The 19,567-nt window shown below is 70.2% G+C and carries 23 protein-coding genes; 9 read left to right on the forward strand and 14 right to left on the reverse strand.

The genetic code is table 11. The annotated features are described in order from the left end of the window. Window positions 1-156: 156 nt before the first annotated feature. Both GFK26_RS26965 and GFK26_RS26970 read right to left on the reverse strand, forming a co-directional pair. A complete protein-coding gene (locus tag GFK26_RS26965) occupies window positions 157-477 on the reverse strand; it encodes a hypothetical protein (RefSeq protein WP_153284654.1) in 321 nt (106 codons plus the stop codon). 107 nt (window positions 478-584) lie between these two features. Then, window positions 585-1,124, reverse strand: coding sequence for a PA2169 family four-helix-bundle protein (locus GFK26_RS26970; RefSeq protein WP_228121792.1), 540 nt, complete (start codon window positions 1,122-1,124; stop codon window positions 585-587). Window positions 1,125-1,254: 130 nt separating this feature from the next. Here GFK26_RS26970 and GFK26_RS26975 point away from each other — a divergent pair, with 130 nt between their 5' ends. After that, window positions 1,255-2,442, forward strand: a complete 1,188-nt coding sequence (locus tag GFK26_RS26975) for an amylo-alpha-1,6-glucosidase (protein ID WP_153284655.1) — start codon at window positions 1,255-1,257, stop codon at window positions 2,440-2,442. Window positions 2,443-2,445: 3 nt separating this feature from the next. Here GFK26_RS26975 and GFK26_RS26980 read toward each other — a convergent pair whose 3' ends face one another. From GFK26_RS26980 to GFK26_RS26995, 4 genes are all read right to left on the reverse strand, one after another. After that, a complete protein-coding gene (locus GFK26_RS26980) occupies window positions 2,446-2,664 on the reverse strand; it encodes a hypothetical protein (protein WP_153284656.1) in 219 nt (72 codons plus the stop codon). A 93-nt stretch (window positions 2,665-2,757) separates the two neighbouring features. Further along, window positions 2,758-5,178 carry a catalase gene (locus GFK26_RS26985; RefSeq protein WP_153284657.1) on the reverse strand — a complete coding sequence of 807 codons (2,421 nt, stop codon included), beginning with the start codon at window positions 5,176-5,178 and terminating at the stop codon, window positions 2,758-2,760. Between the two features lie 56 nt (window positions 5,179-5,234). Next, window positions 5,235-6,221 (reverse strand): DUF72 domain-containing protein, encoded by a 987-nt coding sequence (locus GFK26_RS26990; protein ID WP_153284658.1) that lies wholly within the window; start codon window positions 6,219-6,221, stop codon window positions 5,235-5,237. Beyond that, the gene (locus GFK26_RS26995; RefSeq protein ID WP_153286124.1) at window positions 6,205-6,771 is read right to left on the reverse strand and encodes a hemerythrin domain-containing protein; all 567 of its coding nucleotides are present in this window, start codon (window positions 6,769-6,771) and stop codon (window positions 6,205-6,207) included. Before GFK26_RS26995 ends, GFK26_RS26990 begins: the two co-directional genes overlap by 17 nt. Window positions 6,772-7,080: 309 nt before the next feature. On the opposite strand from GFK26_RS26995, the gene GFK26_RS27000 reads away from it, so the two are divergent. After that, window positions 7,081-8,508, forward strand: a complete 1,428-nt coding sequence (locus GFK26_RS27000; protein WP_153284659.1) for a homospermidine synthase — start codon at window positions 7,081-7,083, stop codon at window positions 8,506-8,508. Window position 8,509: 1 nt separating this feature from the next. Beyond that, window positions 8,510-9,814 (forward strand): NAD(P)/FAD-dependent oxidoreductase, encoded by a 1,305-nt coding sequence (locus GFK26_RS27005; RefSeq protein WP_153284660.1) that lies wholly within the window; start codon window positions 8,510-8,512, stop codon window positions 9,812-9,814. Between the two features lie 6 nt (window positions 9,815-9,820). On the opposite strand, the gene GFK26_RS27010 is transcribed toward GFK26_RS27005, so the two are convergent. Genes GFK26_RS27010 through GFK26_RS27025 form a run of 4 tightly spaced genes read right to left on the reverse strand, consistent with a single transcriptional unit; the run spans window position 9,821 to window position 10,975 of the window. Further along, a complete protein-coding gene (locus tag GFK26_RS27010; RefSeq protein ID WP_153284661.1) occupies window positions 9,821-10,162 on the reverse strand; it encodes a hypothetical protein in 342 nt (113 codons plus the stop codon). 37 nt (window positions 10,163-10,199) lie between these two features. Further along, a complete protein-coding gene (locus tag GFK26_RS27015) occupies window positions 10,200-10,484 on the reverse strand; it encodes a hypothetical protein (protein ID WP_153284662.1) in 285 nt (94 codons plus the stop codon). Then, window positions 10,481-10,744: a hypothetical protein gene (locus GFK26_RS27020; protein WP_228121793.1), complete on the reverse strand. Its 264-nt coding sequence runs from the start codon at window positions 10,742-10,744 to the stop codon at window positions 10,481-10,483. Before GFK26_RS27020 ends, GFK26_RS27015 begins: the two co-directional genes overlap by 4 nt. Window positions 10,745-10,786: 42 nt before the next feature. Continuing rightward, a complete protein-coding gene (locus GFK26_RS27025) occupies window positions 10,787-10,975 on the reverse strand; it encodes an aminoglycoside phosphotransferase (protein WP_153284663.1) in 189 nt (62 codons plus the stop codon). A gap of 299 nt (window positions 10,976-11,274) precedes the next feature. Between GFK26_RS27025 and GFK26_RS27030 the strand changes: the two genes are divergently transcribed. Next, on the forward strand, window positions 11,275-11,691 hold the full coding sequence (locus tag GFK26_RS27030; protein ID WP_153284664.1) for a DUF6766 family protein: 417 nt from the start codon (window positions 11,275-11,277) through the stop codon (window positions 11,689-11,691). Window positions 11,692-11,744: 53 nt separating this feature from the next. Here the strand turns inward: GFK26_RS27030 and GFK26_RS27035 are convergent, their stop codons facing one another. After that, window positions 11,745-12,275: a DUF4142 domain-containing protein gene (locus GFK26_RS27035; RefSeq protein ID WP_153284665.1), complete on the reverse strand. Its 531-nt coding sequence runs from the start codon at window positions 12,273-12,275 to the stop codon at window positions 11,745-11,747. A gap of 222 nt (window positions 12,276-12,497) precedes the next feature. Between GFK26_RS27035 and GFK26_RS27040 the strand changes: the two genes are divergently transcribed. Then, window positions 12,498-12,782 (forward strand): DUF2934 domain-containing protein, encoded by a 285-nt coding sequence (locus tag GFK26_RS27040; RefSeq protein ID WP_194273961.1) that lies wholly within the window; start codon window positions 12,498-12,500, stop codon window positions 12,780-12,782. Between the two features lie 18 nt (window positions 12,783-12,800). Here the strand turns inward: GFK26_RS27040 and GFK26_RS27045 are convergent, their stop codons facing one another. Next, the gene (locus GFK26_RS27045; protein ID WP_153284667.1) at window positions 12,801-12,968 is read right to left on the reverse strand and encodes a hypothetical protein; all 168 of its coding nucleotides are present in this window, start codon (window positions 12,966-12,968) and stop codon (window positions 12,801-12,803) included. A 213-nt stretch (window positions 12,969-13,181) separates the two neighbouring features. Between GFK26_RS27045 and GFK26_RS27050 the strand changes: the two genes are divergently transcribed. Then, entirely contained in the window at window positions 13,182-13,487 is a 306-nt protein-coding gene (locus tag GFK26_RS27050) for a hypothetical protein (protein ID WP_153284668.1), read from the forward strand. Continuing rightward, complete coding sequence (locus tag GFK26_RS27055) at window positions 13,484-13,759, forward strand: hypothetical protein (protein ID WP_153284669.1); 276 nt, start codon at window positions 13,484-13,486, stop codon at window positions 13,757-13,759. The genes GFK26_RS27050 and GFK26_RS27055 overlap by 4 nt, the downstream gene beginning before the upstream one ends. 43 nt (window positions 13,760-13,802) lie before the next feature. Here GFK26_RS27055 and GFK26_RS34605 read toward each other — a convergent pair whose 3' ends face one another. Continuing rightward, window positions 13,803-14,840, reverse strand: a complete 1,038-nt coding sequence (locus GFK26_RS34605) for an ATP-binding protein (RefSeq protein WP_322745817.1) — start codon at window positions 14,838-14,840, stop codon at window positions 13,803-13,805. After that, window positions 14,837-17,983 (reverse strand): CheR family methyltransferase, encoded by a 3,147-nt coding sequence (locus tag GFK26_RS27060; RefSeq protein WP_322745818.1) that lies wholly within the window; start codon window positions 17,981-17,983, stop codon window positions 14,837-14,839. The genes GFK26_RS34605 and GFK26_RS27060 overlap by 4 nt, the downstream gene beginning before the upstream one ends. A gap of 241 nt (window positions 17,984-18,224) precedes the next feature. On the opposite strand from GFK26_RS27060, the gene GFK26_RS27065 reads away from it, so the two are divergent. Beyond that, window positions 18,225-19,277, forward strand: a complete 1,053-nt coding sequence (locus tag GFK26_RS27065; protein ID WP_194273962.1) for an SDR family oxidoreductase — start codon at window positions 18,225-18,227, stop codon at window positions 19,275-19,277. Then, a complete protein-coding gene (locus GFK26_RS27070) occupies window positions 19,274-19,510 on the forward strand; it encodes a hypothetical protein (protein WP_153284670.1) in 237 nt (78 codons plus the stop codon). Before GFK26_RS27065 ends, GFK26_RS27070 begins: the two co-directional genes overlap by 4 nt. The last annotated feature ends 57 nt before the right edge of the window (window positions 19,511-19,567 follow it).

Consider the following 19,567-nt stretch of genomic DNA (forward strand, 5'->3'; position numbering starts at 1 on the left):
TCCCGTTGAAGGCCGGTGGAACGGTTGTTCGAGGACCGACTACGCATCGCCTCCAGCCAGTCCCGGTTATGCAAGCCCCGCGCATGCCGCGGGTAAGGCCTGGGTCGCCTCGGCTTGTCGGAGAACAGCCCGCAGCCCGGGCCGGAATGCGCAGGCTCAGGCGCGCAACGCGCTGCCCTGTGCGACGGCCCCGCCCTGGGGCAGCCGGTAAACGGGGGAGTGAACAAAGTCGTCGGACATCAGCGTCACCGGCTGCAGCGGCTGGGTCCGGTAGCGCGCGATGGCGGCGGCTGCGAGCGCATCGAAATGCGCCTTGCACGCGTCGATCATTTCGTCGCCGATCTCACGCGCGCCGAACGCGTCGTGCAGCGTGTCTTCGGAAATCTGCGCGACGATGCGCTCGCCGTCCCGACCCTCGGGATACACCGCGAATCGCACGCAGGCGGTGTCGAAACAGTAGATGCCTTCGAAGTCCATGTCGCCTGTCTCCTGGTCCCGCTCCAAGGGCGGGTGCGCGCTGCATTCGGCGCGCACCCGGGCGCAGGCGGCACTGCGTTTTTTCCTGTCTCGATGTCAGACGGCGCCTACAGCTGCGACTGCAGGCGGGCGCGCAGCGTCTGGCGCAGGTTGCGCACCTGCTCGCGGCCGCGTTGCGCATCGTGCGCCTGCATCTGCAGGATCAGCCGCACGCCGACGGGCAACCGCAGCGCCAGCGCTTCGCGGTAGCGCGCCACGGCCGCATCGTCGGCGCGCGCGCAGGCGTCGAGCACCGACGACTCGCTGGCCGCCACGCCCACCGCCGCCTTCACGTGTGCCCAGCCGCGGTGCACCGCGCCCAGCGCCGTGCCGCCTTCGGCCGGCTGGCCGCCGCAGGTGATGACGAGTTCCACCAGCTGGCTGGCCGCGGCCTGGCACTGCGCGGCGCGCGAGGCGAGCACGTCCTTGTGGCGCCGCGCCCTCGCCTCGTCCGTGCAGGCGCGAAAAGCCTGCGCGTCGTCGCGCGCGCCTTCGAGCAGGTGGTTGAGGACGTGGACGACGCCGTCGGTGGACAGCGCATCGCCCGCCGGGGCGTCGCGCGCCGGATCGTCTGTGTCTGCATGAAACAGGTTCTGGTCCTTTGCCATGTCGGACTCCTTTTTTTCAAAGTTGAAGGGACTGGCTTCATCCTCGCGCGCAGCGCAGGCTCGGTCGTCGGGTCGGGGCCCGGCTGCATGTAGGCCTTGCCCGGCGCGGCGGATGATAAAAACATGTCTCATGAAGGACCCCGATGCCCCGGCGCTCGCGCTGATCGACACCTGCGCGCACGCATCGCTCGCGCTGCTGGAACGCAACCTCACGCCGCACGGCATCCTGGCGGCCAGCCGCACCGAGGCCGCCGAGGCGCGACGCTACACGCGCATCTTCGGACGCGACGCCGCGATCTGCGTGCTCGCGATGTGCGGCAGCGGTGTACCGGCACTGGAGCAAGGCGCGGTCGCCAGCCTCGACGCGCTCGCGGCCCACCAGGCGGCCAACGGCCAGATTCCCAAGTACGTCGACCCCGAGGGCCGCGACGCCGACTTCTGGTACCTGGGCTGCATCGACGCCACGCTGTGGTGGCTGATTGCGGTGGACCACGTGCGCCGCCACGGGCAGGTCGGCCCCTCGCACTGGGCTGGCGAGGTCGAACGCGCCATCGGCTGGCTGCTGGCGCAGGAGCACCAGCACTTCCGGCTGCTGCAGCAGAACGAGGCCAGCGACTGGGCCGACATCATGCCGCGCTCGGGCTACGTGCTGTACACCAACGCGCTCTGGTACGAGGTGAAGCGCCGCTTCGCACTGGACCATGCCGAGGCCACGAAGCACCACTTCAACCACCTGTTCAACCCGTTCCAGCGCGACCTGCCGGAGTACCACCGCGCGCGGCTGCTGCAGCACTACGCGCGCCGCGGCCGGCGCGACCCGGGGCTGTACCTGAGCTTCGTCAACCTGGCCGTGGTGGGCGACGAGGGCGACGTGTTCGGCAACGTGCTGGCCATCGAGAGCGGGCTGGCCGACGCGGAAATGGCGCAGCGCATCGTGCAGACCCTCACCGAGGCGCATGCCAGCGTGCCCTACCCCGTGCGCGTCGTGCTGCATCCGCTGTCGCGCCAACACCCGCTGTGGCGGGCGTACATGGGGCGCCACCAGCAGAACATCGTGCACCAGTACCACAACGGCGGCCTGTGGCCTTTTGTCGGCGGCTTCTGGGTGCGGGCGCTGGCCCAGCTGGGCGCGCACGACCTCGCGTGGGCCGAGCTGGCACGGCTGGCCCAAGTCAACGCGCTGGACGACTGGCGCTTCACCGAGTGGTTCCACGGCCGCACGCTGGCGCCGATGGGCATGGCCGGCCAGAGCTGGAATGCCGCGACCTTCCTGCTGGCGTTGCGCGCCTTGCGGCAGCCGCAGCCGCAGCCGCTATGAGCCTCAGGCCGGCTTGTCGCGCATCCGCTGGAGCGCGGCGCGGCCCACCGGCGTGATGCGCACGATGACGCCCGAGAGCTCGGGCCCGTCCGACTCGGTCGGGAGTTGGGCCTCGACAAGGCCGGCAGCCACAAGCACGGCCGCGTTTCGGATGTCCACAGGATCGGTCACCGTCAGCGGAAAAGACTGGTCTTCGATCCGCCTGAGGAAATCCATCGGCATTGGCTGCTCCTAGTTTTGAAGCAGAAAGTGTAGGCCGAACCGTCGTCCTCTGTCCCGGGGCAACCCCCCATACGCTGGGGGTTGGATTCGGCCTCACACGAGCGGCGGATCGCTCTCGCGCGCCGGATGGCGGTGCTGCCCCACGCTCGCGATGAAGTCGATGGCGGCGGCGTCCGCATGGGCCGCGTCCGCGAGGATCAGCCCCGGGTCGGGCGTGCCGTCGGGCAGCGCCAGCGGAATGCCCGCCTCGGTCAGCAGGGCCTGCGAGGCGCCGAGCGCGAGGATGGTCTTGCCGTGGCGGTACTGGTCCTTCACGAACTCCACCGTGTGGCCGTCGGCGATGAGCGCTTCCACGGCGGCCAGGCCGTCGGGCAGCACCAGCGCATCGAACAGGAAGCCCGGGCTGTTCTCCATGCTCGCATCGGCTTCCAGCGGGGGCGTGCCCGCCACGGCGCAGGTGCCCAGGCGCGAGGCGACCAGCCGCGGCACGGCCCCGGCCGCCACCAGCGCGCCGAGCAGCGTGCCCAGCGAGGCGCCGTCCGCGCCGTCGGCCACGAGCATCGCGATCTTGCGCGTGCGGATGCCGCCGTCGCCGGGGCGCGCCGTGAGCGACAGCGCAGGCGAGCGGTCGACCTCGGGCGTGGGCGGCGTTTCCATGGCGCGGGGCAGCGGCGCGGGCAGCGCCATGCCCAGGCCCTCGGCCACGCGTGCGGCGAGGTCGGGCGATGCGTTGTGCAGGCTGGCCACCACGCGCTCGCGCACGGCGGGCACCGTCACCTTCGACAGCTCGAAGCGGAAGGCGGCGGCGATGTGCGCCTGCTCCCACGGCGTCTGGCTCTCGAAGAACAACCGCGCCTGCGCGTAGTGCTCGGCAAACTTCACGGGCTTGGCGCGCACCTTGTCGCTGCTCTCCTTCGCGTCGAGCCGCCGCGCGATGCTCTCGAAGCCCTGCCCCGCGCCGGCCTGGAACGGGCAACCGCCGCCGAGCGAGTTGGGCTCGTAGGCCGAGCGCCCGCGGTGGATGGCCTGGCGGTGCATGCCGTCGCGCTGGTTGTTGTGCACGGGCGCGATCGGCGCATTGATCGGCAGCTCATGGAAGTTGGGACCACCCAGGCGCGAGATCTGCGTGTCGACGTACGAGTGGATGCGCCCGGCCAGCAGCGGGTCGTTGGTGAAGTCGATGCCGGGCACCACGTGCGCCGCGCAGAACGCGACCTGCTCGGTCTCGGCAAAGAAGTTGTCGGGGTTGCGGTTGAGCACCATGCGGCCCACGATCTGCACCGGCACGAGTTCCTCGGGCACGATCTTCGTCGCGTCGAGGACGTCGAAGCTGAACTGCTCGGCCTGCTCCTCCGTGAAGATCTGCAGGCCCAGTTCCCATTCGGGGTATTCGCCCGCGTCGATCGCCTCCCAGAGGTCGCGGCGGTGGTAGTCGGGGTCGGCGCCCGAGATCTTCACCGCCTCGTCCCACACCAGCGAGTGCGTGCCGAGCTTGGGTTGCCAGTGGAACTTCACGAGCACCGATTCGCCCGCCTCGTTGACGAGCCGGAAGGTGTGCACGCCAAAGCCCTGCATCGTGCGGTAGCTGCGCGGAATGGCGCGGTCGCTCATCTGCCACATCAGCATGTGGGTGCTCTCGGGCATGAGCGACACGAAGTCCCAGTAGGTGTCGTGCGCCGAGGCTGCCTGCGGCATCGCGTGGTGCGGCTCGGGCTTCACGGCGTGCACGAGGTCGGGGAACTTCATCGCATCCTGGATGAAGAACACCGGCATGTTGTTGCCCACGAGGTCCCAGTTGCCCTCGTCGGTGTAGAACTTGACGGCGAAGCCGCGCACGTCGCGCGCCGTGTCCTTGGAACCGCGCTCGCCGGCCACGGTCGAGAAGCGCACGAACACCGGCGTCACCTTGCCGGCCGCCTGGAACGGCGCGGCGCGCGTGTACTGCGTGAGCGGCTCGTAGCACTCGAAGAAACCGTGCGCGCCCGAGCCGCGCGCATGCACGATGCGCTCGGGAATGCGCTCATGGTCGAAGTGCGTGATCTTCTCGCGCAGGATGAAGTCTTCGAGCAGCACCGGCCCGCGCGCGCCGGCCTTGAGCGAATTCTGGTTGTCGGCAATGCGCACGCCCTGGTTGGTCGTGAGCGTCTGCCCGCCCGAATCGACGCGCACGCGGTCCAGCGTGTCGATGGTGGCGTTGGTGCCTGCCGGCGCCACCGTGCCGGTCTTGCCCGACGCGTTCGACTCCGACGGTGTGCTGCCCGTGGGCAGGCGCGACGGCGGCTGCGTGTGCAGTCCCACCGGCGGCACCGTGCCGTGCTCGAGCGGCTTGTTGGTGTTGGCCGGCATCGCCGCGGCCAGCATCTGCGTCTCGATCGCTTTCTGCGCGGGAATGTCGCCCTTGCCCGCGGCGGGCGGCGCGGCGTGTGCGGGGCCGCTGTCGGTGTTGCGGGCCGCGGCGCGGGCGGCATCGAGCGCGGCCGGGGCCGGCGCGCTGGCTTTGGGTGTCTTGGGCATGGTGGAAATTTCCGTGGGTGGGTTCGAGGAAAAAAAGCTCAACGTAGGGCGCGAAATCAGGCGGGCCTGTAGGACGCCGCAGGCAATTCGATGCCGTCCATTTCATCGATGCGGGCGAAGCGGTCGTCGTCGCCCAGGCCGGTGCGAAGGCCCAGGCGTTGGGCTAGGTGGGCGGCGTCGTAGGGCGCGTGCACCTTGATGTCGTTGTCGAAGTAGCAATACACGTCGCGCCGCCCGCGCCGTGCGGCGACCGAAGAGGCCAGCGCCGCATCGGCCACCTGGCGCCCGGCGCGCCAGGCCCGGATGCGCGCGGCCCAGCGGTCGAGCGCGGCATCGCCGTAGCCGCTGGCGTAGAGCTCCTTGTCGCCATGCAGGCGCAGGTAGACAAAGTCGGCCGTGAGGTCTTCGATGAGCGGCCACCGACCGGCCGTGTCGGCGACCACGAGCGCCACGCCATGGCGGCGCAGCAGCGCGATGAAGTCGGGGTCGACGAAGCTCGCGTGCCGCACCTCGACGGCATGGCGCACACGCAACCCGCGCGGCGCCTTCAGCACCGAGCGGCCGTTCAGCCGCTCGTCGTGCGCGCGCGCCAGCGCCATTGCCGAACGCGCGTCGTGCGGCAACAGCGACAGAAAGTCGTCCATGCGCTGCGCATCGAACCGCATGCGCGGCGGCAGCTGCCAGAGGATGGGGCCGAGCTTCTTTCCCAGCGCCAGCACGCCCGACGCCAAAAAGTTCGCGAGCGCCGTGCGCACGTCGTCCAGGTGCAGCATGTGCGTGATGTAGCGCGAGCCCTTGACCGCGAACACGAAGCCTTCAGGCGTCTCGTCGTGCCATGACCGGTAGGACGTGGGGCGCTGCAACGAATAGAACGACCCGTTGAGCTCGATGCTCGGCAGCATGCGCGAGGCGTAAGCGAGTTCTTTCTTCTGCGCCAGCCCGCGCGGATAGAAGCGGCCCCGCCACGGCGCGTAGCGCCAGCCGGAGATGCCGATGCGGACCTCGGCGCGCGGACGGGTGGCGCGTTCAGGCCGACTTGCCAACCTTGAACCTCGACAGGTCCAGATGCCCGCTGCGCCGCGCCACGAGCAGCCCCAACGCGGTCACGCCGACCATCGCCAGCGCCACGGTGTGGCCCGACACGGCGCGGCCCATGTCGAGCGCAATCTCGCCGCTGCGCGGGCGCACCAGTTGCAGGCGCCGCTTCGTCATCTGCATGCCGAGCTCGCCCAGCTGGTCGGCCAGCAGGCGCTCGGCCTCCGGCAGCACCAGCGTTTCCTCGTCGGCCACGTGGTGCATCACGTCGCGCATGAGGTCGGCCACGGTCTCGTCGTAGCCGGTGGTGTCGGGCTCCATCTGGCGCAGCTGCCCGATGAGGCGCCGCATCTCCTGGTGCTCCTCCAGCGACTTGGCGATGACGTCGTTCTGCGTCACCGCGCGCACCGCGGGATAGAAGATTTCTTCCTCGAGCTGCGCATGGACCTCGAGCGCGGTGCACAGCGTGTTGGCCAGCCCCTTCTTCACGCGCGACGGCGAATCGGGCCGGTACTGGTGGAAGGTGGACATCACGTGCGTGTGGTCCAGCCGGATCATGTTCGTGGCGCTCGGGAACAGCGGGGACAAGAGTTTTTTCGTCACAGGCAACCTCCTGGGTGGGGACAGGAAAGAAAAACAGAGGCCACCGTGAAACGCCGCGCGCGCTGCGTGCGTAGGAAAGCGTCGTGTCCCGATGGCAGTGCCGGGGAGCCGCTGCAACAAGTCGCCACACGCGGGAAGGCGCGGGAAGGCGCGGGAAGAAAAGCACTTTCCTGCAACCGTGCGCGGCGCCGTCCGACGGCGGCCCCGCACGGCGCGGGACGAACGTGGCAGCGTGTTCTGCAAGGAGCAAACCCGGAGTTCGCCATGGCCACAACCTCGAAAAAGAAAGCCCCGGCCCGCTTCAACGGCCGCATCCTCATGCTCGGTTTCGGCCTCATCGGCCAGGCCACCGCGCCACTGCTGTTGAAGCACTTCGGCATTTCTCCCGATCGCCTGCGGGTCGTGACGCGCAGCGAGGACCGCTCGGGCGTCGCGGCCAAACTGGGCATCGGGTTCACGGTGGCGCCCCTCGACGAAGGCAACCACGAGGCACTGCTCGCGCCGCTGCTCGCGCCGGGTGACTTCCTCTTGAACCTGTCGGTCAACGTGTCGAGCCTGGCGCTGATCCGCCTGTGCCGTGCGCGCGGCGCCTTCTACCTGGACACCTGCAACGAGCCCTGGCCGGGGCGGTACGACGACCCGTCGCTGCCGTTGTCGCGGCGCTCCAACTACAACCTGCGCGAAGAGGTGCTCGCGTACCGCCTCGACAAGCGCGACGGCCCCACGGCGGTGATCACCATGGGCGCCAACCCCGGGCTCGTGTCGGCGCTGGTCAAGCAGGCCCTGCTCGACATGGCGGCCGACCAGGCGCTGAAGGTTGAAATGCCCGGCAGCTACGAAGAGTGGGCCCGGCTCGCGCGGCAGCTCGGCATCCGCGTGATCCACATCGCCGAGCGCGACACCCAGACCGCGCGCGAGCGCAAGGCGCCGGGCGAGTTCGTCAACACCTGGTCGGTCGACGGCTTCGTCGACGAGGGCCTGCAGCCCGCCGAACTGGGCTGGGGCACCCACGAGCGCCACTGGCCGGCCGACGCCGCGCGCCACGGTTTCGGCAGCGACGCGGCCATCTACCTGCGCCGCCCCGGCGTCGGCACGCGCGTGCGCAGCTGGACACCGCTCGAAGGCCCCTACCACGGCTTCCTGGTGACGCATGCCGAATCGATCTCCATCGCCGACCACCTCACGCTGCGCGAGAACGGCGCCGTGGTGTACCGCCCGACCGTGCACTACGCCTACCACCCCTGCGACGACGCCGTGCTGTCGCTGCACGAAATGGCGGGCAAGAACTGGCAGCGCCAGCCGCGCCACCGCATCGTGCGCGAGGAGATCGTGCAGGGCATGGACGAACTGGGCGTGCTGCTCATGGGCAACGACAAGGGCGTGTACTGGTACGGCTCGCGCCTGACGATCGAACAGGCCCGCAAGCTCGCGCCCTTCAACAGCGCCACCAGCCTGCAGGTGGTGGCCGGCATCCTCGGCGGCATGGCCTGGGCCTTGCAGAACCCCGACGCCGGCGTGGTCGAGCCCGACGACCTCGACCACCGCGTGGTGCTCGAAGCCGCCCTGCCCTATCTCGGCGAGATGGCCGGCGTGTACGGCGCGTGGACGCCGCTGACCGACCGCAGCCCGCTGTTCGACGAGGCCACCGACCCGGACGACCCCTGGCAGTTCCTCAACTTCAGGGTGGGCTGACATGCTGCTGCAGAAAGAACTCGGCGTCGTCGAGAACTCGTACTACGAAGCCAGCGTGGCGCGGCCCGCCGTGAGCCCCGCGCTGGAGGGCACGGTGCAGGCCGACGTGTGCGTGGTGGGCGGCGGCTACGCGGGGCTCTCGGCGGCGCTGGAGCTGGCGCTGCGTGGCCATGCCGTGGTGCTGCTCGAGGCGCAGCGCGTGGGCTGGGGCGCCTCGGGGCGCAACGGCGGCCAGGCGATCGTGGGCTTCGGCTCCGACGGCGAGCGCGCCATCGAGCGCCAGCTGCCGCGCGAAGACGCCCGCCGCGCCTTCGCCATCACCGAGGAAGGCCTCGACCTGCTGCGCGACCGCATCGCCACGCATGCCATCGCCTGCGAGTGGCAGCCCGGCTACCTGAGCCTGTCGGTCAAGCCCTCGCGCACCAAGGCGCTGCGCCACTGGATGGACCATGTGGAGGCGCTGTACGGCTATCCGCTCGAATGGATACCGCCGGCGGACATCGGGCAGTGGGTGGCCAGCGCGCGTTTTCATGCGGGCGTGTTCGACACCCGCTCGGGCCACCTGCATCCGTTGAAGTACTGCCTGGGCCTGGCGGGCGCCGCGCGTGGGGCTGGCGTGCGCATGCACGAGAACTCGGTGGCCTACCTCATCGAGCGCGGCGACCGGCCGGTGGTGAAGACGGCCCAGGGCGAGGTGCATTGCAACTTCGTCGTGCTCGCCGGCAACGTGTACCTCGCGGAGTACGGCGACTCGCTCGCGCCGTCGATCTCGACGCGCATCATGCCGGTGGGTACCTACATGATCGCCACCGAGCCGCTGGGCGCGTCGCGTGCCGATGCGCTGCTGCGCCACCGCGCGGCCGCGTCCGACACCAACTTCGTGCTCGACTACTTCCGCGTGAGTGCCGACCACCGCCTGTTGTTCGGCGCGGGCGACAGCTACAGCGCGAGCACGCCGCGCCACCTCGTGCGCAAGATCCGGGCGAACCTGCTGAAGGTGTTTCCGCAGCTGTCGGACGTGGACATTCCCTTCGCCTGGGGCGGCTTCGCCGACATCACGATGAACCGCTCGCCGGACTTCGGCCGCATCGACGCCAACATCTACTACCTGCAGGGCTTCTCAGGCCACGGGCTGGTGACGAGCGGCATGGCCGGCAAGCTCGCGGCCGAAGCCATCGCGGGACAGGCCGAGCGCTTCGACCTGTTCGCGCGGCTCACGCACCGCGGCTTTCCCGGCGGCGCGCGGCTGCGCACGCCGGCCCTGGTGCTGGGCATGCTGTTCTTCCGGCTGCGCGACATGCTCTGACGCCGGCTATTTCTTGCGGGGGCGCGAGTTCGAACTGCCCGGCGGCGGTGCCGGCGAAGGCCGCGTTTCCTCCGGGTTGCGGCGGGTCAGGCCGCCCGTGGAAGAGTCGCCGCCCGGGCGCTCGGTGCGTCGCACCTCCGGCGGGCCCTTGCGCTCGTCGATCGGGTCCGACGTTCTTCCTGTGTCGACGGTGCGCGCCGGATTGGCCGGTGTCTTAGCCGCATTGCCTTGCGTGCTCGGCGCCACGGTGCCCTTGGGATTGCCCGTGGACGATCCCTGGGCATGGGCACCGCCCGCGGCGGCCAGGGCGACCAGCAGCGCGGCAAAAAGGGGCATCGTTCTGGGCATCGGTTCTCTCCTTGTGCGCAGGGAAGGCGTCGCGCGCTCAGGGCCGCGGCTTCGGTGGAGGCGGCGGCGTCTCCTCGTTGGTTTCGGTCTCCAGGTCCTCATGCAGGCCGAACGCATCCGAACCGTCGGCCTTCGTGGCCTCGACGTTCTTGCGCTTGCCGGCCATGCGCTCGGCGGGCGCGGGCTTCGACACCTCGCCCGACGTGTGCTTTCCCTTGTCCTTGGGCACGAAGGCTTCGCCGGCGCCGATGTTGTCGACCGTGCCGTCGGTCGTGGGGCGGCTGCCGTCGCCGCTGCCCAGCACGTGGTTGTCGCGCGTCATGACTGGCCCCTGCGCCGCGCGGGGTCGCTCGGCCCGTTGGTGCGCGACAGCTGCTCCGCCGGCGGGCCGAGTTGGCCGCTGTCGCCGCCCGCAGCCTGCGTGGTGCCGCCGTCGCGCACGCGGCTGCGGCCGGAAATGATTTCATCGTCGTCGAAGTTCAGCGGCGCCGTATCGGGCGTACCGCCGCTTTCGACGCGGGTGCGTGGCTTCGGCGGAGAACCCGTCGTGGGGGCGTCCTTCGGGGGTCGGTTCGGTGCCATGGTTCCGGTTCCTTCATCAACTCATTGAATTTGCTCGGCGCGTCAGGCGTTTCGGGGGCCTGCGCCGCGCGCCATCTCGATGGCGCCTTCCGCGAAGGCGACCAGTTCGTCGGTGAGCGGTGCACCGGGCGCCAGCACGCCGACGCGTTCGGCCAGCGCCTGCAGGCGGGCGCGCAGCGAATCGGCCTGCCCGGAAGCAGGCACGGGAATGTCGGTATCGAGATCAGCCATGGGTGTGGTCTCCTTGCTTCGATGCGGTGCTTCCTGTCGGTGTCGTGCAGGCCCGGTGTGGACCGCATTCATGCCCATGGTCGAAAGCTGTGCAGCCGTTCACTGCGCGGCGAGACCGCGCCCCGGTGCGAGTGCAGTCCTACGGCCCAGGCTCGGGCGCGGTTGCGTAGGAATTGCCAGCCGCGCACGCACGGCGTTTTCCTTCCCGACAACCGCCGCGCCGGGGACCGAATCCATCGCCTGGTCACCGCAATCACCGCAATCACCGCACCCACCACCGCACACGAGGGACTCCGCTCATGAAGCAATCGATCTGGAAACTCTATGGCTTCGCCTGGGTCACGGCAGGCTTCTTTCTCATCTCGCTCATCGGACACTGGGTGTTCGGCTGGTTCGCGTACGTGAACGAGCAGACGCAGTTCGGCCATCCGGTCGAGTTCAGCGGCTACATGGTCGAGATGCTGCGCGACACGCTGGAGAACTGGCAGTCGGAGTTCCTGCAGCTGCTGTGGCAGGTGGCGGGCCTGGCCTTCCTGCTGTACCTCGGTTCGCCGCAGTCGAAGGAAGGCGACGACCGGGTCGAAGCCAAGATCGATGCGATCCTGGCCGCGGTCGATCCGCAGAACGCCGACAAGCTCATCGACGAGATCGACCAGGAATACTGCGGCCGCCACACCGACCCGCGCTGGGCGGCGATGCGCAAGACCGGCAAGTGAGCCGCCCAGGCACGGCGTGCGCCGTGCGTGGGGGCGTGTGCGCCGCGCCGCCGTTACTTGCCCGCGGTGCGCGTGGCCAGTTCGCGCGCGTGCTTCAGGTGGCCCTGCACGATCGGCAGCATCTTGCCGGCGAGCGCCTTCAGGTCGGCATCCTTCGCCTCGGCCTGCGTCTTCTTCAGCAGCTTCTCGGTGGCCTCGTGGTCGCCCACGCCCGCCTGCTTCACGTAGCGGCTGTTGAACAGCTCGCCCGACAGCGCCTTGAACTCCAGCGCCACGGTCTTGTGCATCGGGCCCGGGCCGTCGGGCAGCTCGGTGCCCTTGGCCGACGCGAGCGTCTTCACGTCGGCCAGGCCCTTCGAGTGATCGTCGACCATCATCTGCGCGAACTTCCTGATCTCGGCGTTCGTGCTTTTATCGAGCGCGAGCTTGCCGGTCTCGACCTCGGCCATGTTGGCCTGGGCGATGTCCTTGAGCATCGAGGCATCGGCGGCCGCGAGCCGGTCGGCAGCCCACGCGGACGAGACGGACAGCAAGGAAAAAGCGACAGCGGCGGCGGCCGTGAGGCGGCGAGGGAAACGGTTCATTTGCGTGCTCCTTGGCGTGGATGAAGCGCCGCAGGCTCGCACGCACGGCGACGCGCGCGTTGTAGGAAAAGGATCAAAACCGCGTGCCATCATTTCTGTCGCGCGACCCACCGGGTTTTTCGTTTTTACCGGTCGAAATCGGGCACTTGTCTGACGGCGGCGCCGTGCCGATGCCGTAGGTTGGCTCGCATGTCCAACGATGTCGAGCCCACGGAGGTGACCATGCCGACAACCAGCAAGCGCCAGCCACAGACCCCGCAGCCGGACACATCCGGCAGCAGCAGCAACACCCCCCGCAGCGATGCGCCCGAACAGGCCGTGCCGCCCGCCTCCGACGGCAGCGGCACGCAGCAGGCGATGCAGGGGGACGCGGCCGACCCGGCCTCGCGCGAAGAGCGGGTGCGCCAGGCGGCCTACGACGCCTGGCTGCGCCGCGGCGGCGAGCCGGGCGACGAGGTGCAGGACTGGCTCGACGCCGAAGCGAAGGTCGACCGCCAGAAGGGCTGAAGACCGCCGAACTGCGCGCTAGTCCTTCGGCGTCAGCTGCCCCGCCGCGCCGCCGGCGGTCGAGTTGCCGGCCTTGCCGACCGACGCGCCTTCGCGCGTGGTCCGCGTCGGGGTCGGCCCTTCCTTCTTCGCGGGCGCAGGCTGCCGGGGCGCAACGGGCTTTGTCGTGCGGGATGGCGTGGTCATCGGGTGTGCTCCTTCCCGCCACTGCAGCGGGTCGGCCCGAGGGTGAACGCGCACGGCGCGCCCGGTGTCGGACGCCGCCGGATCGCGTCGGAAGTGGCCGCCCCGCGTGGCGCGCCGCCGACCGATGGTGCGCAGGCATGCCGATTGCCGGGGATTGCCGGGACAAGCGTGCTCTTTTCCTTTCCCTCGACCTTCATCACCCAGGCAGTCCGCATGAGAAAAAAGATCACAGCGCGAGACCTTCGCGCGGCCGAGTACTACCAGCTGCTCGAACGTCTGTCCCTCCGGCAATTGCCGGTGGTGTGCAGTGCGCCGGAAGACATCCACCGCATCCTGGCGCTGCGCAGCGCGTCGCTGCTGGAGGCGCTGACCGAGCCGCCGGAACTGCTGCGCACCGGCGAGCGGCGCATCGCACGCGCCGTGGTGACCGCCATCACCTCCGAAGGCCGCAACGCGCTCGCGCGCGGCAGCCGGCATGCGTCGTCCCCGCTGCGGGCGTCGTCGATGCAGCGCGCATGACCCGCTACGGCGACGAGGCCGGTGCCGCGGCCGGTGAAGCGGACCGTCATGCACGCATCGAGCGGCTCACGCGCACGCTCGCGCACCAGTGCGCCGACGAGTCGGTGGCGCGCGAGCAGGTCGATGTGTGGCTGGACGCCGTGCGCCTGGCGCTGCGCGACGGCGGCGCGCTGCCGCCGCCCGGCGCGCGCACGCACTGGCGCTCTTGCGTGGACAAGCTCGACGCAGCGCTGATCGCGCTGGAGTCGCTCACGCGCCGGCGCGCCAACTGAAGAAGGAAGCAGCGGCGCGTTTCGCGCCCGCTGTTTCTCTTCTTCAGAGCCGCCCGATCGCCGCCTTCAGTTCGTCGATCGACGCGGGCTTGGGCAGGTGCGCATCGAAGCCGGCTTCGAGCGCGCGGCGTGCATCCACGCGGCGGCCGTAGCCCGTCATCGCGATGGACGGCAGGTCGCGCGTGGCCTCCTGGCGCCGCACTTCGGCGATCAGCGCGAAGCCGTCCATGCCCGGCATGCCGAGGTCGGACACCAGCAGGTCGTAGCGCGCCTTCTGCAGCAGCACCAGCGCCTCCTCGCCGCTGGCCGCCGTGTCGACGGTGGCCCCTTCCAGCCGCAGCACCTCGGCAAAGGGCGCCAGGGCGTCGGCGTAGTCGTCCACCGCGAGCACGCGCCAGCCGCGCAGGTCGACGCCGGTGGGCGCCGCCTCGGGCGCCGCCGGCACGTCGGTGCCGACCTGCGGCAGCCACACGCTGAACTGCGCGCCGCGGCCGGCGCCCTCGGAGTGCGCTTGCGCACGCCCGCCGTGCGCCACGGCCAGCTCGTAGACCAGCGCCAGGCCGATGCCCAGGCCGCCGTTGGGCGGCGCGGTGCCCTGCGTGGCGTCCTGCGCCGCCTGGTTGAACATGCCGAACACATGCGGCAGGAAATCGGCCGCGATGCCGCAACCGGTGTCGGTGACGGTGAGCCGCGCAAAGCCGTCCTCGCCCGCGACGCGCACCGTGATGCGGCCGCCGTCAGGGGTGAACTTGGCGGCGTTGCTCAGCAGGTTCCATGCGATCTGCTCCACGCGCACGCGGTCGCCGTGACAGACCACGCCGTCCTCGCACTGCACGTCGAGCACGAGGGTCTTGCCCGGCACGTTCGCCACGGCGGCGCTGGCCGCCGTGCGCACCAGGTCGCCGAAATCGACCGCCACGCGGTTCAGCCGCAGCTTGCCGGTGCGGATGCGCGAGAGGTCGAGCAGGTCGTTGATGATGCGCGACTGGCTGCTCACCGCTCGCCGTATCGCATCGCCCAGGCGCTGCACCGACGGGTTCTCGGCGGTCAGCGGCAGGCGCATGAGCAGCTCGGCATTCATCTGGCATTCATCTGGATCAGGTTGAGCGGCTGCTTCAGTTCGTGCGACATCACGGCCAGGAAGCGGTCCTTGAGCTCGTTGGCCATCTGCGCATTGAGGCTGGCCTTCTTCTCCTTGACGAGCCGGTGCTCCTGGGCCAGCTCCTGCTGCTTGGTGCCCGTCATGTCGCGCGCGATCTTGGCGAAGCCGCCGCCCGCGCTTTCCTCGAGCAGCGTCATCACGCCGCTGCAGTAGAAGCGGCTGCCGTCCTTGCGCAGGTGCCAGCGCTCGTCCTCCGCCCGGCCGGTTTCGGCGGCAAGGCGCATCTCCTGTTCGGGCACGCCGTGCGCCTGGTCTTCCGGCGTGAAGATGGTGGCGATGGGCTGCTGCAGCATCTCGTCCTCGGCGTAGCCGAAGATGCGCTGGGCGCCGCGGTTCCAGGTCGTGATGCGCCCGGCCGTGTCGGTGGTGACGATCGCGAAATCGCGCGTGGTCGCGGCCACCAGGCGCAGGCGCTCCTCGCCGGCGCGCACGCGTTCCTCGGCCGCGCGCAGGTCGGTGATGTCGAAGAAGTTGAGGATCGCGCCCTCGATCTTGTCGTCCGCCGTGCGGTACGGAAGGATGCGCGCAATGTAGTGCCGCCCGTCGGTGCTGGTCACCTGCCGCTCGATCGTGCGCAGGTCCTTGAAGGCCGAGGCCGTGTCGTCGGCCAATTCGGCGTAGTCCAGGCGGCTCGTGATGTCGAACAGCGAACGGCCCAGGTCGGTCGGGATCAGGTTGAACAGCTTCGCGGCCTGCGGCGTGTAGCGCTTGACGTGCATGCCGCGGTTCACGAACACCGTGGCGATCTCGGACGACGAGATCAGGTTCTGCAGGTCGTCGTTGATGTGGCCGCGCTCCTCGACCTTCACCTTGAGCTCGTAGTTCACCGTCACGAGCTCTTCGTTCATCGACTGGAGTTCTTCCTTGCTGGTCTCCAGTTCCTCGGTGGCCGAGCGCAGCTCTTCGTTGATCGCCTGCAGCTCCTCGTTCGACGCCTTCAGCTCCTCGGTGGAAGTTTCGGAATGCTCGATGGTGTCCTGCAGGTGCATCTTGAGCTGGCGGATCTCGTCCTCGAGCTGGCCGATGAGCAGCGTGCGCGCCGAATCGTCCGACTCGCCGGTGCGCAGCGGCATGCTTTCTTCGACCTCGTCGAACACCACGAGGATGAGGCCGCTCTTGCCATCCTTGCTGTCGGGGTGCGGCGGCAGCGGACGCACCGTGATGTTCAGGAACACCTGCTTGCCGTCTTCCTGGCGCTGCACGATGCGCGTCTCGACGCTGCGCGCGGACTGCGAGGCCTTGAACAGCGCCGTGCGCAGCTCGATGCGGATGTCCGGGCGCACGTTGTTCAGCAGGTTGTTCGACGGCTCGCCGCTGGCGCGCTCGAGAAAGCGCCCGACCCCGTTCGACAGGTGCAGCACCTCGTGCTGGCTGTTGATCAGCACGCTCGGCGGCGAAAACTGCTCGATGGCGCGCTGGTGCATTTCGGCCGTGGCCGGCGCATCGCCCGTGCGCCGCAGCGCACCGCGCGGCGGCTCGGGCAGCACGCCGGGCGCGGACAGCACCGGCGACTCGCTGATCAGCGGCATGTGCCGCCCGTTCGGGAGCCCCGGATTCACGCGGAAGATCCGGTGCTTCTTGTCGACGGCCGTGAACAGGCTGCCCACCGCGTCCGTCGATTCCGAGGTGCCCATGAACAGGCAACCGCCCTCGCGCAAGGCGATGCGGAACATCTCGAGCACGTGCGCCTGCGCCGAGCGGTCCAGGTAGATCAGCAGGTTGCGGCAGCAGATGAGGTCCAGCCGCGAGAACGGCGGATCGCGCAACAGGTTGTGCAGTGCGAACAGCACCGGCTCGCGCACCGAGGCGGACACCCGGTACTGGCCCTGCTCGCCCACGAAGAACTGGCGCAGGCGCGCGGGCGTCATGTCCTGGGCGATGCCCTGCGCATAGATGCCCTTGCGCGCCACGGCGATGGCACGCTCGTCGATGTCGGTGGCAAAGACCTGGATCTCCAGCGGCTTGGCCTGCAGGTCGGCCTGCTCGCGCAGCAGCATGCTCAGCGAGTAGGCCTCTTCGCCGGTGGCGCAGCCCGCCACCCACACGCGCACCTGCTCGCCGGGCTGCTTGGCCTCGACGATGCGCCGGACGGCCTCGCGCTCGAGCGCCTCGAAGGCCTCGGGGTCGCGGAAGAAGTTGGTCACGCTGATCAGCATGTCCTGCAGCAGCAGCGGCGCCTCTTCGGCGTGCTCGCGCAGGAAGTCGCGGTACGACGGCAGGTCGGTCAGCCGGTTGACCTGCAGCCGGCGCTCGATGCGGCGCAGCACCGTCGCGCGCTTGTAGTGGCGGAAGTCGTGGCGCGTGTAGCCGCGCAGGTACGACATGATGTCCTGCAGGGCCTTTTCGGCATCTGCCGAGGCCATCGGCCCCGCCGCGTCGGACACGAGGCCGGCCGGCTCCTCGGCGTCGGGCATGCGGATGTGGCGCGCACTGCGCCAGATGTCCACCAGCCGCTGCGGCATGTCGACCGCGGGCAGTTCGACATCGACCTGCCCGGTGGCGATGGCCGCGCGCGGCATGCCGTCGTGCGCCGCGTCCTCGGGCGTCTGGGCCATGGCGATGCCGCCGTGCTCCTTCACGCTCGTGAGCCCCACGGCGCCGTCGCTGCCGGTGCCCGACATCACGATGCAGACCGCGCGCTCGCGGTGCACCTCGGCCAGGGTGCGAAAGAACAGGTCGATGGCGATGGGACGTCCGCCCGCCTGCCCGTTCGGCGCCACGCGCAGGTGGCCGTCGTTCATCAGCAGCGTGACGCCCGGCGGGATCACGTACACATGGTTGGCCTCGACCGGCATCGACTGGCTCACCGGCCGCACCGGCATGGCGGTGGCGCGCTGCAGGATCTCGGCCGCGCTGCTCTTGTGTGTGGGCGACAGGTGCAGGATGACCACGAAGGCCATGCCGGCGTCGGCCGGCATGCGTTCGAGGAACCGGATCACCGATTCCAGTCCGCCGGCCGAACCGCCGATGCCCACCACCGGGAACTTCAGGTGGCTGGGGACGAGGTTGGACGGCGCGGCAACGGCGGACGAAAGGGAAGCGGCGGGTCCTTGAGGGGGCATGAAGTCTCGCTGGCGGGGGAAAGCGATGTGTGCCGCTGGGCGGCCCGGAAGAGATGGATTTTGCCCGCTTCCACGCCCCCCGGGTGCCTCGCAGCCCCGCGCCGGCGCCCCACGCACCGCCAGCACGCGCCGTGGGTTTTGTCCGACGCCCGGACGCGCAAGCCACGCGCGCACGCGGCGCAGGAATCGCCCAAAGGTCGAAGGCCCCCGATCGACGATCGACCGCCCGCAGGAGCCGCCCGTGTCCCCCTTGTCCGCCGCCCATCCCACCCCGCCCACCTCACAGGCATCGCCATCGCCCGAGGGCCCCGCCGACGCCACGCCGCACCTGCTGCGCCAGGTGGTGGTGCTCACCGGCGCCTCCAGCGGCATCGGCCGCGCCACGGCCCTGGCCTTTGCCTCGCAGGGCGCCTCGCTCGTGCTGGCCGCGCGCAACCGCGAGGCGCTGCAGACGGTGGCCGCCGATTGCGAGCGGGCCGGCGCGCGCGTGCTCGTGGTGCCGACCGACGTGACCGATGCCGGGGCCGTGTCGGCGCTCGCGCAGGCGGCCATCACCCACTTCGGTCACGTGGACATGTGGATCAACAACGTGGGCGTCGGCGCCGTCGGCCGCTTCGAGGACACGCCGCTGGCCTCGCACCGCCGCGTGGTCGAAGCCAACCTGCTGGGCCACATGCACGGCGCGTACGCCGTCGTGCCGCACTTTCGCGCGCGCGGGCGCGGCACGCTGGTCCACATGATCTCGCTGGGCGGCTGGGTGGGCACGCCCTACGCCACCGCCTACACGGCGAGCAAGTTCGGCATTCGCGGGTTCTCCGAATCGCTGCGCGCGGAACTGGCGGACTGCCCCGGCATCCACGTCTGCGAGGTGTTCCCGACCTTCGTCGACTCGCCCGGCATGTCGCACGGCGCGAACTACAGCGGGCACCGCGTGGGGCCGCCGCCGCCGGTGGTGGACCCGCGCCGCGTGGCCGCCGCGCTGGTCGGGCTGGCCACACGGCCGCGCGCACGCACCTACATCGGCGCGCCGGCACGCCCCGGCATCCTGATGCACGCACTCGCGCCGAACCTGATGGCGCGCCTGCTCGGACGCGTGGGCAGCGCCGCCATGCGCCGCGCCCCGCCCGCCGAACGCAGCGACGGCAACCTGTTCGAGCCCTCGCGCGGCTGCGCCATCGACGGGGGCTTTCGCAAGAAGGCCGGGCCCGCGCGCGCGGTGTGGCTCGGCCTCGGCGCGCTCGGGGCCGTGGCGGCCACGCGTTACGTCCTCAGACACGCAAGGAGCACACGATGAAGCCAACCGACACCCCGACCCCCGACCCCGCCCGCGGCGGCCAGCGCGTGCAGCCGCCCGACGCGGTGAACGGCGAAGAACCCGCCGTCGCCCCCCGCGATGCGCAGGGCCTGCGCCGTGCGATGCGCGACGCCACCGGGCGCGATGCCCCGTCTCCCGAGGCCGACAGCCCCGACGCGCTGAAGCGGCGTGCCGCACGCGGCACGCCGCGCGAGAACGACGCCGGCGCCTGAACGGGCGGCAGCGGCCGTTCCGCTTTTTTCTTTTCACCGAACCCGACAGGACACGCC

The organism is Variovorax paradoxus, assembly GCF_009498455.1.
GTDB lineage: Bacteria > Pseudomonadota > Gammaproteobacteria > Burkholderiales > Burkholderiaceae_C > Variovorax > Variovorax paradoxus_H.

Coding starts and splice junctions, on each gene's coding strand:
- GFK26_RS26970 (WP_228121792.1), bottom strand. CDS start 1,124: ATGGCAAAGGACCAGAACCTGTTTCATGCAGACACAGACGATCCGGCG.
- GFK26_RS27010 (WP_153284661.1), bottom strand. CDS start 10,162: ATGCCCAGAACGATGCCCCTTTTTGCCGCGCTGCTGGTCGCCCTGGCC.
- GFK26_RS27015 (WP_153284662.1), bottom strand. CDS start 10,484: ATGACGCGCGACAACCACGTGCTGGGCAGCGGCGACGGCAGCCGCCCC.
- GFK26_RS27035 (WP_153284665.1), bottom strand. CDS start 12,275: ATGAACCGTTTCCCTCGCCGCCTCACGGCCGCCGCCGCTGTCGCTTTT.
- GFK26_RS27045 (WP_153284667.1), bottom strand. CDS start 12,968: ATGACCACGCCATCCCGCACGACAAAGCCCGTTGCGCCCCGGCAGCCT.
- GFK26_RS27030 (WP_153284664.1), top strand. CDS start 11,275: ATGAAGCAATCGATCTGGAAACTCTATGGCTTCGCCTGGGTCACGGCA.
- GFK26_RS27025 (WP_153284663.1), bottom strand. CDS start 10,975: ATGGCTGATCTCGATACCGACATTCCCGTGCCTGCTTCCGGGCAGGCC.
- GFK26_RS27055 (WP_153284669.1), top strand. CDS start 13,484: ATGACCCGCTACGGCGACGAGGCCGGTGCCGCGGCCGGTGAAGCGGAC.
- GFK26_RS27070 (WP_153284670.1), top strand. CDS start 19,274: ATGAAGCCAACCGACACCCCGACCCCCGACCCCGCCCGCGGCGGCCAG.
- GFK26_RS27050 (WP_153284668.1), top strand. CDS start 13,182: ATGAGAAAAAAGATCACAGCGCGAGACCTTCGCGCGGCCGAGTACTAC.
- GFK26_RS27020 (WP_228121793.1), bottom strand. CDS start 10,744: ATGGCACCGAACCGACCCCCGAAGGACGCCCCCACGACGGGTTCTCCG.
- GFK26_RS34605 (WP_322745817.1), bottom strand. CDS start 14,840: ATGAATGCCGAGCTGCTCATGCGCCTGCCGCTGACCGCCGAGAACCCG.
- GFK26_RS27000 (WP_153284659.1), top strand. CDS start 7,081: ATGGCCACAACCTCGAAAAAGAAAGCCCCGGCCCGCTTCAACGGCCGC.
- GFK26_RS27060 (WP_322745818.1), bottom strand. CDS start 17,983: ATGCCCCCTCAAGGACCCGCCGCTTCCCTTTCGTCCGCCGTTGCCGCG.
- GFK26_RS27040 (WP_194273961.1), top strand. CDS start 12,498: ATGCCGACAACCAGCAAGCGCCAGCCACAGACCCCGCAGCCGGACACA.
- GFK26_RS26965 (WP_153284654.1), bottom strand. CDS start 477: ATGGACTTCGAAGGCATCTACTGTTTCGACACCGCCTGCGTGCGATTC.
- GFK26_RS26975 (WP_153284655.1), top strand. CDS start 1,255: ATGAAGGACCCCGATGCCCCGGCGCTCGCGCTGATCGACACCTGCGCG.
- GFK26_RS26995 (WP_153286124.1), bottom strand. CDS start 6,771: ATGATCCGGCTGGACCACACGCACGTGATGTCCACCTTCCACCAGTAC.
- GFK26_RS27005 (WP_153284660.1), top strand. CDS start 8,510: ATGCTGCTGCAGAAAGAACTCGGCGTCGTCGAGAACTCGTACTACGAA.
- GFK26_RS26985 (WP_153284657.1), bottom strand. CDS start 5,178: ATGCCCAAGACACCCAAAGCCAGCGCGCCGGCCCCGGCCGCGCTCGAT.
- GFK26_RS26980 (WP_153284656.1), bottom strand. CDS start 2,664: ATGCCGATGGATTTCCTCAGGCGGATCGAAGACCAGTCTTTTCCGCTG.